This window comes from Nocardioides sp. Root151, assembly GCF_001427925.1.
In the GTDB taxonomy this organism is placed as follows: domain Bacteria; phylum Actinomycetota; class Actinomycetes; order Propionibacteriales; family Nocardioidaceae; genus Nocardioides.
Genome location: NZ_LMGG01000007.1, coordinates 107,337 through 120,632, shown reverse-complemented (window position 1 = coordinate 120,632; position 13,296 = coordinate 107,337). Strand labels below are relative to the sequence as shown.

Annotated in this window: 13 protein-coding genes; 8 read left to right on the top strand and 5 right to left on the bottom strand. The window is 69.8% G+C overall.

Annotated features, from left to right (window positions below):
- Positions 1–148 precede the first annotated feature (148 nt).
- Positions 149–1,030 (top strand): sulfotransferase domain-containing protein, encoded by an 882-nt coding sequence (locus ASD66_RS18150; RefSeq protein ID WP_056682742.1) that lies wholly within the window; start codon positions 149–151, stop codon positions 1,028–1,030.
- Complete coding sequence (locus tag ASD66_RS18145; protein ID WP_082599603.1) at positions 1,027–1,842, top strand: class I SAM-dependent methyltransferase; 816 nt, start codon at positions 1,027–1,029, stop codon at positions 1,840–1,842. The genes ASD66_RS18150 and ASD66_RS18145 overlap by 4 nt, the downstream gene beginning before the upstream one ends.
- Positions 1,843–1,861: 19 nt before the next feature.
- On the opposite strand, the gene ASD66_RS18140 is transcribed toward ASD66_RS18145, so the two are convergent.
- Both ASD66_RS18140 and ASD66_RS18135 read right to left on the bottom strand, forming a co-directional pair.
- Positions 1,862–2,305, bottom strand: a complete 444-nt coding sequence (locus ASD66_RS18140) for a TlpA family protein disulfide reductase (protein WP_056891816.1) — start codon at positions 2,303–2,305, stop codon at positions 1,862–1,864.
- Between the two features lie 39 nt (positions 2,306–2,344).
- Entirely contained in the window at positions 2,345–2,647 is a 303-nt protein-coding gene (locus tag ASD66_RS18135; RefSeq protein ID WP_056682747.1) for a MoaD/ThiS family protein, read from the bottom strand.
- A 54-nt stretch (positions 2,648–2,701) separates the two neighbouring features.
- On the opposite strand from ASD66_RS18135, the gene ASD66_RS18130 reads away from it, so the two are divergent.
- Positions 2,702–3,430 (top strand): response regulator transcription factor, encoded by a 729-nt coding sequence (locus ASD66_RS18130; protein WP_056891815.1) that lies wholly within the window; start codon positions 2,702–2,704, stop codon positions 3,428–3,430.
- Positions 3,431–3,453: 23 nt separating this feature from the next.
- The gene (mshD, locus tag ASD66_RS18125; protein ID WP_056891814.1) at positions 3,454–4,311 is read left to right on the top strand and encodes a mycothiol synthase; all 858 of its coding nucleotides are present in this window, start codon (positions 3,454–3,456) and stop codon (positions 4,309–4,311) included.
- Here mshD and ASD66_RS18120 read toward each other — a convergent pair.
- Together ASD66_RS18120 and ASD66_RS18115 are read right to left on the bottom strand one after the other, a co-directional pair.
- Entirely contained in the window at positions 4,308–5,339 is a 1,032-nt protein-coding gene (locus ASD66_RS18120) for an alpha/beta hydrolase (RefSeq protein WP_056891813.1), read from the bottom strand. The two genes, mshD and ASD66_RS18120, sit on opposite strands and share 4 nt — an antisense overlap.
- A gap of 175 nt (positions 5,340–5,514) precedes the next feature.
- Positions 5,515–6,585 (bottom strand): hypothetical protein, encoded by a 1,071-nt coding sequence (locus ASD66_RS18115; RefSeq protein WP_056891812.1) that lies wholly within the window; start codon positions 6,583–6,585, stop codon positions 5,515–5,517.
- Positions 6,586–6,804: 219 nt separating this feature from the next.
- Here ASD66_RS18115 and ASD66_RS18110 point away from each other — a divergent pair, with 219 nt between their 5' ends.
- A complete protein-coding gene (locus tag ASD66_RS18110; RefSeq protein ID WP_082599602.1) occupies positions 6,805–8,985 on the top strand; it encodes an RNA degradosome polyphosphate kinase in 2,181 nt (726 codons plus the stop codon).
- 4 nt (positions 8,986–8,989) lie between these two features.
- Here ASD66_RS18110 and ASD66_RS18105 read toward each other — a convergent pair whose 3' ends face one another.
- On the bottom strand, positions 8,990–10,009 hold the full coding sequence (locus ASD66_RS18105) for a hypothetical protein (protein WP_056891811.1): 1,020 nt from the start codon (positions 10,007–10,009) through the stop codon (positions 8,990–8,992).
- Between the two features lie 71 nt (positions 10,010–10,080).
- On the opposite strand from ASD66_RS18105, the gene ASD66_RS18100 reads away from it, so the two are divergent.
- From ASD66_RS18100 to pstC, 3 genes are all read left to right on the top strand, one after another.
- Positions 10,081–10,938 (top strand): NUDIX hydrolase, encoded by an 858-nt coding sequence (locus ASD66_RS18100; protein WP_056891810.1) that lies wholly within the window; start codon positions 10,081–10,083, stop codon positions 10,936–10,938.
- A 180-nt stretch (positions 10,939–11,118) separates the two neighbouring features.
- Positions 11,119–12,243: a phosphate ABC transporter substrate-binding protein PstS gene (pstS, locus tag ASD66_RS18095; protein WP_056682769.1), complete on the top strand. Its 1,125-nt coding sequence runs from the start codon at positions 11,119–11,121 to the stop codon at positions 12,241–12,243.
- A gap of 99 nt (positions 12,244–12,342) precedes the next feature.
- A complete protein-coding gene (gene pstC / locus ASD66_RS18090; RefSeq protein ID WP_056685040.1) occupies positions 12,343–13,293 on the top strand; it encodes a phosphate ABC transporter permease subunit PstC in 951 nt (316 codons plus the stop codon).
- Positions 13,294–13,296 lie beyond the last annotated feature (3 nt).

Genomic DNA, 13,296 nt, shown 5'->3' with positions numbered 1-13,296 from the left:
TGTCCTCGGCCCCTGGCTGCGATCCTCCGGCAACGGACGGCCGCGGGTAGCGTAACCGAACACGTCTCCCGGACGTTTCCCTTACAACGCGCCTGATGCGGCGCGGCTACGCCCTTCACCATCGAGCACTGCCACCCGGAGGTTTCGCTTGTCGCCGTCAACACCCGAGGCGCGTGCCCACGACGGCGCAGTCCGCGAGTGGGCCACCCGGGCCGTCCAGTGGGATCCCGCCCGCAACACCATCAAGCGCGGGGTGCACCTTGCCGCCCGGGCGCGCGGCGTACGCCTGGAGCGCTCCGGCCGGGTGCCGGCGATCGCGAACCTCTACGCCGCCGGGTCACCCAAGGCCGGCAGCCAGTGGATGAAGGCGCTCCTCGACCACCCCGTCGTACGCCGCCACACGGGGCTGTTCACGTTGCCCCAGCTCGACTACCAGCTGAAGCCCTCCAAGCCGTTCCCGGCGGGGACGTTCGTCCCGGGGCTCTACTTCAGCCACGACGAGTACCTCGCGATGACGCACCGCCACCCCTACCGCCTGATCTACATGTTCCGCGACCCGCGCGACCTCTTCGTCTCCGGCTACTTCTCCGCGATCGGCACGCATCGGCCGGTCGCCGGCTACGAGGACTTCCGTGAGGACCTGCGGTCGAAGCCGATCGAGGAGGGGCTGCTCGAGGTGATCCGCCTCGGCGGCTCGCGACTGCTCGAGATGGCCACCTGGCTCGACGTCGACGACCCGAATGTCGCGACGTTCAAGCTCGAGGAGGTCTCGGCCGATGCCCGCACCAACCTGTCCGCGATCTTCAAGCACTGCGAGATCGACCTCACGCCCGACGAGTTCGAGACCGTGCTGTCCGACGTCTCCCGCGAGGCGTTGCAGGTCAAGGACCTGGCCCAGCGCGACGCCGGGTCCGAGTCGCACTACCGCCTCGACCGCAAGACCTTCCGCGACCTGTTCAACGAGGAGCACTACGCGGCCGTCGAGGCCCTCTCGCCGGGCCTCGCCGAGCGACTGGGGTACCCCGCATGAACGGCCCCGGTATGACGACGTCCGAGCCCGCGGCGCCGCCCACGGCCGCGACCGGTGACGACCACTTCCAGCCCGGTGAGACGCTGGCCCGCCTCTATCCCGAGGCCGCGGTCGGCGGCTTCACCCGGCACGACGGCTTCGTCGACTTCTACACGCGGGTCAACGCCCTGCTGACGCCCGAGTCGGAGGTGCTCGACTTCGGCGCCGGCCGTGGCCAGTGGGCCCACGACCCGATGCCGGCCACCCATCTGGCGCTGCGATCCTTCCACGAGCGGGTGCGCCGAGTGGTCGGCATCGACGTCGACACCGCCGTCATCTCCAACCCCACGCTCGAGGACGCCCTGGTCGTGCCCCCGGGCTCACCGATCCCATACCCCGACCAGAGCTTCGACCTGGTGCTGGCCGACTACGTGCTCGAGCACGTCACGGAGGCCGACGCGCCCGGGGTCGCCGCAGAGGTCCTGCGCGTGCTGAGGCCCGGCGGCTGGTTCGCCGCGCGTACGCCGAACAAGTGGGGACTGATCGGACTCGGCGCCCGGTCCGTGCCGAACCACCTGCACACCCGGGTGCTCTCCAGGCTCCAGCCCGGCCGCAAGGCGGAGGACGTGTTCCCGGTGGAGTACCACATGAACACCCGACGACACCTCGCACGGCTCTTCCCCGAGCCGAACCGGCTGGTCGTCTACGGCCACAACTCCGAGCCGACCTACATGGGCAACTCCGTGCCGGCCTGGCGGGCCGCGCAGTTCCTCGACCGGCTCACCCCGCCCCGCCTGGCCTCCACCCTGATGGTGTTCGTCCAGAAGGCCTGACGCGGCCAGGAGCGTGCTCCTAGAGCCGGGCCAGCGCCGCCAGCACCTGTTCCTTGCGCGGCGCCCCGGTCGCCCGGGTGACCTCCCGGCCGTGTGGGTCGAGGACCAGCGTGGTCGGCGTACGCAGGATGCCCACGCGGCGGACCAGCTCGAGGTGGTGCTCGGCGTCGACCTCGATGTGCTCCACCCCGGGGACGATCCCGGCGATGTCGGACAGCACCCGCCGGGTGGCGCGGCACGGGGCGCAGAACGCGCTGGAGAACTGCAGGAGCGTGGCCTTCTCCCCCAGCGTGTGCTCGATGTCGGTGGCGTCGAGGATGCTCTCGACCCCCTCCTCCTCGACCTCGGGCGCGCCGTGCACCTTGTGCGTGCCGCGGAACCGGCCGTCGGCGTACGCCCGCCACACCCCGAACGCCAGGGCGAGGGGTACGACGACGAGCAGGACGATCTGGCCGGTGGTCACGTGAGCCTCAACCGACGTGCGCCGCCGGGTGTTCCCGGCTCAGCCACCGGCGAACGGCGGCAGGAACTCCACCGACTGGCCGGGTCGCACCCGCACGGTGTCCGGATCCTGCCTCCCCGCGGGCTCGTCGTCGACCAGCACCGAGCACACCCCGATGACCCGCTCGAGGGTGTCGGAATCGGGGTGCAGGGCCAGCGCGCGGGCCCGGACCTCGGTCAGCGTGAGCGGCCCTTCGACCGCGAGCACGTCCTCGTTCACGCCCGACGCAGCCCGCGCCGAGGCCCAGTAGCGCACGATGATCTGCGTCTCTCTCTGCGGCGACGCAGCGGAATCAGGGGTCATGACCGATATCCTTCCTTATCTGCGTCTGCGGATCACCACGTGGAAGGAGCGCCCGTGAGCACACTTCTCCTACTGACCAGCGCCCTCCAACCGTCAGCCGACGTGCTTCCGGGGTTGGCCCTGCTCAACCACCAGGTCCGCATCCTCCCCTCCGAGGGCAGCGCCCTGCTCGAGGCGCCCGACGCCGACCTGCTCCTGGTCGACGGGCGCCAGGAGCTGGCCCACGCGCGTGACCTCTGTCGCCTGATCCGCACGACCGGCTCCGACGCCCCTGTCCTGCTGATCACCACCGAGGGTGGCCTCGCGGTGGTCGCCGCCGACTGGGGCATGGACGACGTCGTGCTGCACACCTGCGGACCGGCCGAGCTCGAGGCCCGGATCAAGCTCGCCATCGGCAGGCTGGCCCAGCAGCGCGAGGCCGACGATCCCGACGCCCACGTGATCCGCAGCGGCGAGGTGGTCGTCGACGACGCGACCTACACCGCCAAGCTCGGCGGCCGCACGCTCGACCTGACGTTCAAGGAGTTCGAGCTCCTGAAGTTCCTGGCCCAGCACCCGGGTCGGGTCTTCTCGCGCCAGCAGCTGCTCCAGGAGGTCTGGGGCTACGACTACTTCGGCGGCACCCGCACCGTCGACGTGCACGTACGCCGCCTCCGCGCCAAGCTCGGGCCGGAGCACGAGACGCTGATCGGCACCGTCCGCAACGTCGGCTACCGCTTCATGGTGCCGACCAAGGACAAGGAAGAAGCCGAGCAACCGGCCCAGGAGCCCGCCGACTCCTGACCCGGGGTGGCTAGGGTCGCTCCATGGCCTCCGCACTGCTGACCGAGATCACCGCGCTCGACGACGAGGTCCTGACCGCCCTGCAACGGATCCGCGCAGCGTGCGCGACCGGCGACCGTCAGGACCCGCTCGACGAGTCGGCCACCCTGCGACTCAAGAACCGCGGCCTCGAGGGGTCGCGCCTGTGGCTGATCGGTGACTCGGGCTTCGCCCTGCTGCACGACGAGGGCGTCGACCTCGCGGTGGCGCCCTCCGCACGCGGTGCCGGCTTCGGTACGACGCTCGCGGCCGAGGCCGCACCCCTGGCACGTTCGGCGTGGTCCCACGGCGACCACCCGGCGGCCGCCGTGCTCGCGAAGCGTCACGGCTTCGACCGCGCCCGCGAGCTGTGGGTGATGCGTCGTCCCGTCTCCAGCGAGCTGCCCGAATCCTCAAGCAGGGTTGAGATCCGCGGCTTCCAGCCGGGCGACGAGGCCGAGCTCCTGCGGGTCAATGCGGCGGCCTTCGCGCACCACCCTGAGCAGGGTTCGATGGACGCCGAGAACCTCGCGGAGCGGATGGCCGAGCCGTGGTTCGACCCGGCCGGCCTGCTCGTCAGCTTCGACGGCGACCACATGCTGGGGTTCCACTGGACCAAGCGGCACTCCGCCTCCACCGGCGAGGTGTACGTCGTCGGCATCGCCCCGGAGGCGCAGGGGCGCGGCCTCGGGAAGGCGCTGACCCTGGCCGGCCTGGAGCACCTGGCCGACCGGCTCACGTCCGACGGAGAGGTCATCCTCTACGTCGAGTCCGACAACCTGCCGGCCCGGGCGGTCTACGAGGGGCTGGGCTTCACGCACGCGCCGAGCGACACGCACGTGCAGTACCGCCACCCGCGCTAACGCAGGGCGATCGCCAGGCGCGAGGCGATGTCGGCGACCGCGGCCGGACCCGACGTACCGACCCCGACCGTGTTGAAGAACCCGTGCATCAGGCCCGGTTCGCGTCGGTGCGTGACCGCCACTCCGGCAGACCTCAGGTGCTCGGCGTACGCCTCACCCTCGTCGCGCAGCGGGTCGAAGCCGGCGGTCACCACGTGGGCCGGGGCCACCCCGGCCGGGATCGTGCCGAGCAGCGGCGAGACCCGCGGGTCCTTGCGGTCCTCGTGGTCGGGCACGTAGCTCTCGAGCGCGAGCTCGATGAACTCGTCGGTGAGGAAGAACCCCTGGCCGAACATCCGCCGGCTCTCCGTGGTGCCGACACAGTCGGTCATCGGATAGACCAGCAGCTGCCACACGGGCGGAACGTCGTCGTCGACCGTGGCCAGTGCCACCGTCGCGGCCAGGTTGCCGCCGGCCGAGTCACCGCCGACCGCGATCCGGTCGAGGTCGACCTTGAGCGAGGACGCCCGCGAGACCACGGTGCGGAACGCGGCCACCGCGTCGTCGTACGCCGCGGGGAACGTCGCCTCGGGCGCCAGCCGGTAGTCGACGGAGATGAGCTGCACGCCGGACCGCTCGGCCAGGAAGCGGCAGGCCTGCTCGTGCGTGCTGTGCCCGCCGCCGTAGATGAAGCCTCCGCCGTGGAGGAAGACCAGCGTCGGTCGCTGCTCGGAGCCCAGCAGCGTCGTCGGGACGTAGACCCGCGCGGGGATCCCGGCGAGCGAGATGTGCGCGGTCGACCCGATCGGCTGGTTGCCGCCGACCAGGACGCTCTGCGCGGCCAGCCGCTCGCGGCCGTCGGGGATCGGCAGGGTCTCGGCGGCCGTCTCACGAGCCACCTTCTGCAGCCGCAGCAGCAGCTGCGTGTCGACGTCGAGGGTCGCTCCGTCGAGCACGACCGGCTTGCCGGCGAGCCGGCGCTTGACCCCTGCGGGGAGGCTCAGCGCACCGGCCACGGTCAGCTTCTTGAGGCGATCTTCCAGAGACATGTCGAGAAACCTACCCGCGGTACGCCGGATCCGTGCGTGACGCACACCACGCGGGACGTCCCCAGCCATTCCAGTCGCTCGTGGGTGGCTGGTGGCTCTTCATCGCGCTGCGAACAGCCACCAGCCACCAACCAAGCCCACCCCCGCTGGCCCTTCCTCCGTTCGGCCCTGTCCATCAGATCGGCGGAGGTCGCCGGTCCAGAATCTCATCAAGAGTCAGTTCGGGCGTGAGATGAAGCGGACGAACGAGGGTCCAGGCGCGCGGCATACGCGACGTTGCTGCCCGCGCACGGGCGGCATGCATGCGCGGCACCATGATCTTGGCCGCCAGTTCGCCCCGCACCGCGGCGAAGTACTCGAGTCCATGGTTGCGCAGTCGCTGCTCTCGCGTGTTGTCCCTTCCTCGCTGAGGATCCGCGTCGTGATGGATCCCGTCGTACTCCCCGACCACTCCGGCCACGCGGTCGAGCAGGTCGGGGCGGGCCAGGAATCTGCCGCTCGAGCTGTAGAGGGTCGGGTTGCACAGCGGCCGCGGCAACCCCGCGTCCACCTCCCAGATGAGACGCATCTGCACCTCTTGGCGCGATTGGGCACCCTCTGATGCCAGCTCCAGCGCGGCGCGGAGAGTCGGCATCCCCACTCGTCGGGGCGCGGCATCGACATAGACGCCGAAGCGGGCGAGCGAGGTGAACTGCGCGTGGCACGCCATGTCGATCACCTCGACCGCCAGGCGTACGTCGTCGCTGTGCCGCATCTCGTCCTGGATCGCTCGGTCAACGCTGGTGCAGCGGGCGCCCAGCCGGTGGACGATCTCATCTGGCCTGAATCCCTCGCGATGTACGCGCGCTCCTTCCAGCTCACGGCGATGGCGCCCGCGGGCAGCTACCACCGGTACAGGGAGTTCCCGCATGCGGTGGTCACGGCCGTCGAAGTACGGAGCACCGGCCAGGCGCAGGCTGGCCCATCCGGTGATCGCGGCGTCCGGGGGCAGCGCCGCCGCAACCTCGACGATGCGTTGGGTCGTCTCGTCGTAGATCGCGTCCGAGGGGACGAACCGGTTCGGCGACGTACGCCGCCAGTGCGGGCCACGCGACTGGCCGTATGTCGGGCCCCGCTGCCCCGACGGGTCCACGGCCACGGGTACGACGAATTGCGGGCGCGCGATCCGGGGCGGTGGATCGAGCATCCATGCGCCTTCGAGGGGATCCTTCGGCAAAGCCATGACGACGAGCATCTCCGAAGTCACGGGGTCGCGGGCCCGTCCTCCACAGGCCACGGTGGGCTGAGACTGCTCCACCGGCAGATCCACCTCTTCGTTGGTGGCTGGTGGCTCTTCATTGCGCCGCGAACAGCCACCAGCCACCAACGAAGCCCGCGATCGCCCGACCGGGCGCTCGCCGACTGCCCGAGCGCGCGGGAATCCTTCGTCACCTGCCGTTCACCATGCGGTGCCACACTCGGTGGCATGACGCACGACAGCCTCCCCTCGCACACGGCCGGATCACTCGACGAGGGGCCTGTCGACGCCGGGCTCCGCGTGGTGGGAGGCAGTGAGACCTTCGACGTCGAGCCGCCGTACGTCCCCGGCAAGGGTGAGCTGCCCCTCGAGGACTTCCCCGACCGGTTCCTCGACCGCGAGCTCAGCTGGCTGCACTTCAACCAGCGGGTGCTGGAGCTCGCCGAGGACGAGGAGCAGCCGCTCCTCGAGCGGGCCCGGTTCCTGGCCATCTTCGCCAGCAACCTCGACGAGTTCTTCATGGTGCGGGTGGCCGGCCTCAAGCGCCGGATCGCCGCTGGAGTCGCCGTACGCGCGGCCAGCGGACATCTGCCGCGCGAGGTCCTCGACACCATCTGGGTCGGGACCAAGGAGCTGATGGCACGCCACGCGGCCGTCTTCGGCGACCAGATCGTGCCGGCGCTCAAGAACGAGGGCATCGAGCTGGTCCGCTGGGACGACCTCGACAAGGACGAGCAGAAGCAGTGCAAGCGGCTGTTCAAGGAGCGGGTCTTCCCGGTCCTGACGCCGCTGGCCGTCGACCCGGCCCACCCGTTCCCCTACATCTCGGGGCTCTCCCTCAACATCGCCGTGCTGGTGCGAAACCCGAAGACCAAGAAGGAGCACTTCGCCCGGGTCAAGGTGCCGCCGATCTTCAGCCGGTTCGTGCCCGTCGGCAACCAGCGGTTCGTGCCGCTCGAGGACGTCATCGGCGAGCACCTCAAGCGCCTCTTCCCCGGCATGGAGGTGCTCGAGGCGCACACCTTCCGGGTCACCCGCAACGAGGACCTCGAGGTCGAGGAGGACGACGCCGAGAACCTGCTCGCCGCCCTCGAGAAGGAGCTGCTGCGTCGCAAGTTCGGCCCGTCGGTGCGCCTCGAGGTCGAGGAGTCGATCAACCCGCGAATCCTCGACCTGCTGATCTCCGAGCTCGGCGTCACCCCCGAGGAGGTCGTGCAGCTGCCCGGCCCGCTCGACCTGCGCGGACTCCACGACATCGCCGACCTCCCCCGCGAGGAGCTCAAGTACGCCGCGTTCGTGCCGAGCACCCACGAGCTGCTGGCCGAGGTCGAGTCCGCGAGCCCGGTCGACGTGTTCAAGGCCGCGCGCCGACACGACGTGCTCCTCCACCATCCCTACGACTCGTTCTCGACGTCGGTCCAGCGGTTCATCGAGCAGGCTGCCGCCGACCCGCACGTGCTGGCGATCAAGCAGACGCTCTACCGCACCTCAGGTGACTCGCCGATCATCGACGCCCTCGTCGACGCGGCCGAGTCCGGCAAGCAGGTGCTGGTGATCGTGGAGATCAAGGCCCGCTTCGACGAGTCCAACAACATCCGCTGGGCCCGCAAGCTCGAGCACGCCGGCTGCCACGTGGTCTACGGACTGGTCGGCCTCAAGACCCACTGCAAGCTGTCGATGGTGGTGCGCGACGAACCCGAGGGCATCCGCCGCTACACCCACATCGGCACCGGCAACTACAACCCGAAGACCGCCCGCCTCTACGAGGACTTCGGCCTGATCACCGCCGACCAGGCGATCGGCGAGGACGTCGCGCACCTGTTCAACAACCTGAGCGGCTTCTCGCGCAACGCGTCCTACGACCAGCTGCTGGTCGCGCCCGACAGCGTCCGAGAGGGCCTGATCGAGCAGATCCACGCCGAGATCGAGCACCACCTGGCCGGGCGCCCCGCGCGGATCCGGCTCAAGGCGAACTCGATCGTCGACGAGGCCACCATCGACGCGCTCTACCTGGCCTCGCAGGCCGGCGTACCCGTGCATCTCCTCGTGCGCGGCATCTGCGCCGCGCGCCCCGGCGTACCCGGCCTGTCGGAGACGATGGAGGTCCGCTCGATCCTCGGCCGGTTCCTCGAGCACAGCCGGGTCTTCGAGTTCGCCGGCGGCGGCACGCCGGTCGCCTGGATCGGCTCCGCCGACCTCATGCACCGCAACCTCGACCGACGGGTCGAGGTGCTGGTCAAGCTGCCCACCGAAGACCTGGTCACCCGCGTCGCCAACGTGCTCGACCTGGCGTTCGACGCCGACACGGCCGCCTGGACGCTCGGCTCCGACGCCGACTGGACCCGCACCGAGGGCACCCAGTCGCTGCACCAGATGCTGATCGCCCGCCAGCGCCGCAACAAGCGCTGATCGTCTAGCAGGTGGCGAGCAGCACCGGCCCGGCGGCGAGGTTCGCCATCGGGTAGCCGTCGCGCAACGCCGTGGCGGTGAGTACGACGTCCGCGTCGTCGGCCTCCGTCGTGGGGTCGGAGAACACGTCGGAGTAGGCCACCATCTGACCTGGGTCCTCGGCCGTGGCCAGCGAGCCGCGTGAGGAAGCGTTGCGCTCGGCCTGGTCGTCGTCGGCGAATCGGAACACCACGGAGAGCTGCTCGTCGGCCGACAGCGCGACCAGGTAGCCCTTCAGTGGCGACACCCCGCCGGCGTCGTCGACCAGACCGTCGGCGACCGTCTGGGTCGCCTCGTCGGCCTGGCTCATCGACAGCGCCTCGCAGGCGTAGTCCTCCAGGAACACGGTCGCGTCGAGCGGGTCGTCCTCGAGCGGGTCGGTGAGCGGGGTGACGTCGAGGCCGTCCTCGTCGCCCGTGACGGTCTTCATCGCGCTGCGCAGGTAGGTGGCCGAGTCGGAACCGACCAGGAGGCCCTCCTCCTCCACGAAGGCCACGCTCTGCAGCTCGTTGTTGGTGAGCCCGAGCGACGCGAGCACGTCGGGCCCGCCCTCCCACACGGCGCCGTCCATGCGCTTCGACGACGGCTCGGTGTAGCCGGCCCCCTTGAACGCGGAGGCGACGTCATCGAGATCACCGGGCAGCTTGACGACCACGACCATGCCCTCGCGGGACTGGCCCAACAGCTCCCAGTCGGCGTCGAGCGGGTCGAAGCCGAGCTGTGCCTCGATGTCATCGGCCGACCCGGCGAGCGAGGAGACCGACAGGTCGCGGTCCGTGGCGGCGGTGTAGACGTCGGAGTCACCCACCTCGTCGCGCACCCGCTCCCAGTCGGTCCAGGTCACCCGCAGCGTGTCGTCCGGCAGCAGCGCGGCCGCCTTCTCGAAGTCGCTGTCCCGCGGCCACACGAACCAGCCGACCGCCGCCGCAACTGCGGCGATGACGACCACCACCACGGTGAACAGGGCGACACGTCGACGGGACATCCGGGAGAAACCACCTCACGCCTGGGCAACGGACGCGGACCGGTCCGCGCACAAGGACATACGCTAGCGGCATGCCGCAGGCCGACATCATTGCCGCCGGTGCCGTGATCGTCCGCAAGGGCGGGGACGTGCTCATGGTGCACCGCCCGAAGTACGACGACTGGTCCTTCGCCAAGGGGAAGGTCGACCGCGGGGAACACGTCACGGCGTGCGCCGTCCGCGAGGTGCGCGAGGAGACCGGACTCGACGTACGCCTGGGCCGGCCGCTGCCCGACCAGCACTACCGGGTCGGGACCCGCGACAAGGTCGTGCACTACTGGGTCGGCCGGGTCGTGGGCAGCGACGACGTGTCCGGCTACGCGCCGAACGACGAGATCGACGAGGTCCGCTGGGTCCCCGCCGACAAGGCCGAGCAGCTGCTGACCTATCCCCGCGACCGGGAGACGCTCGCGCTGGCCCGTGCCGTCAGGGGCCGTACGACGACCCTGGTGGTGCTGCGCCACGCCAAGGCCAGGGCTCGCTCCTACTGGCGCACCGACGACCGCCTGCGCCCGCTGCTCAAGGTGGGCGAGGCCCAGGCGGAGCGCATCGTGCCCGTGCTGGCGGCGTACGACGTCCGCAGGCTGGTGTCCTCCTCCTCCAACCGGTGCGTGCAGACGCTGCTGCCGTACGCCGACGCGACCGCACGCGACATCGACACCCGTGACGCCCTGAGCGAGGAGGACGCCACCGCCGAGGGCGTGCTCGACGTGGTCGACGCGCTCGTCGAGGGCGGCAAGCGCACGGTGCTGTGCACCCACCGACCGGTGCTGCCCGACGTCTTCTTCACCCTCGGCCTGGCCGATCCCGGGCTCGAACCCGGCCAGATGTTCGTCGTTCACCTGCGCGACGGCTCGGTGGTCGCCACCGAGTGTCATCTGGTGCGCTGAATCCGCGCTGAGTCAAGAGGGCCACGAGGCAGTTCACGTGATGGCCGTCTCTTCTCCGCCCACCGGCGACCAAAGGGCCGACCAGCGTTCACCGCTCGTTCACCGAGGCCGAGCAATCCGGTCACTTGGAGGGCTTTCACTCACTGGTGTCATCAACATCAAAACATCAGGAGCACTGAAGTGAAGCGCACTTCTTTCCGTAGCATCGCGGCACCCGCAATCGCGACGATCGCCGTCTTCTCCCTTGCTGCCTGCGGTGGGGGAAATGACAGCAACACCGACCTCGAGGGCGACGCCGGCGACACCTCCGTCTACGAAGGCCTGTCCGGCACCCTCGCCGGTGGTGGCGCTTCGTCCCAGGGCTCGGCCCAAGACGCCTGGATCGCTGGTTTCTCCACGGTCGCCAGCGGCGTGACGGTCACCTACGACCCGCAGGGCTCCGGCGCCGGCCGCGAGAACTTCATCTCCGGCGGCTACAAGTTCGCGGGCACCGACGCCTACCTCAGCGACGAGGAGGGCGAGCTGACCGAAGCCACCAAGACCTGCGGCACAGCGCCGATCCAGATCCCCAACTACGTCTCGCCGATCGCGGTCATCTTCAACGTCGACGGCGTCGAGAACCTCAACCTCGCGCCCGACGTGCTGGCCGACATCTTCGCCGGCAAGATCAAGAAGTGGAACGACCCGCGCATCGTCGCTGACAACAAGGACGAGAAGCTCCCGAACGCGGACATCCGCCCCGTGCACCGCTCCGACGAGTCGGGCACCACGGAGAACTTCACCGACTACCTCGACGCGGTCGCCAAGAAGAACTGGACGGCCGGTGTCGTCGAGACGTGGCCCAAGCAGTTCGGTGGCGAGGGTGCCAAGGGCACCGACGGTGTCGTGAAGTCCGTGACCGACGGTGAGAAGAACGCCATCGGCTACGCCGACGCCAGCAAGGCCGGCGACCTGGGCGTGGCCAAGATCAAGGTCGGCGACGCGTTCGTCGAGCCGTCCGCCGACGCTGCCGCCAAGATCCTCGAGGTCTCCCCCGAGGCCGAGGGCGCCGGCGACACCGCGATGATCTACGACCTCGACCACACCACCACCGAGGACGGCGTCTACCCGATCGTGCTCACGTCGTACCTCCTGGCCTGCCAGAAGTACGACGACGAGGCGACCGCCAAGCAGGTCAAGGGCTACCTGACCTACATCCTCTCCGACCAGGGCCAGACCATCGGCTCCGAAGAGGCCGGTTCGGCCCCGCTCTCCGACGACCTGCGCACCCGCGCCCAGGAAATCGTCGCCAAGATCGGATCCTGATCGCTCAACAGGCTCAGGGGGTCGGGCCCGAAGTCGGGTCCGGCCCCCAGTCTTGATTCCACCCCCCGTCCTGCAGTTCTTGGAGGTTCAGTGAGCACCATGGTCGACCCGGGCCCCGAGGCCCCCGAGGCCCCGCCGGTAGAGGCGAAACCGCCGACCCGCCTCGGCGACCTGCTGTTCAGCAAGGTCTCGCTGGTCTCCGGTCTCATCGTGATCCTCTTCCTGGCCGGGGTGGGCACCTTCCTGCTCATCCAGGGCCTGCCCGCCCTCGACGCCTCCGGTGAGGCGACGTACGGCGAACCCGACATCTGGAAGTTCGTCGGGATGCTGCTCTACGGCACGATCTACGCGTCGTTGATCGCGATCGTGATCGTGACCCCGTTGGCCGTCGGCCTGGCGCTGGTCATCTCGCACTACGCACCCAAGGCGCTGGCCAAGCCGGTCGGCTACCTGGTCGACCTGCTGGCCGCCGTACCCTCGGTCGTCTTCGGCCTCTGGGGGCTCGAGGTGCTCGCCCCCAAGCTGCTCCCGGCGTACAAGTGGCTCAACGAGCACTTCAGCTGGATCCCGCTCTTCGACGGCTCGGTGAACTCGCGTTCGCTGCTGACCGCGTCGATCGTGCTGGCGCTGATGGCGCTGCCGATCGTGACCGCCCTGCTGCGTGAGATCTTCGCCCAGACCCCGCGGGCCCACGAGGAGGCCGCACTGGCCCTCGGCGCCACGCGGTGGGAGATGATCCGCCTCGCGGTCTTCCCCTACGCCCGCTCCGGCATGGTCGCCGCGATCCTGCTCGGCCTGGGCCGTGCCCTCGGCGAGACGATGGCGGTGGCCATGGTGCTCTCCGCGACCGGCACCGGCTACCTCACGCTGAGCATCATCTCGGCGGAGAACCCGAACACCATCGCCGCCTTCATCGCCAACAACTACGCGAACGCCTCGGGCGACAAGATCAACACGATGATCTTCGCCGGCCTCGCCCTGTTCCTCCTCACTTTCGTCGTCAACTTCGCGGGCCGCTGGATCGCCACCCGCGGCCAGAACAAGGGGTGAGGT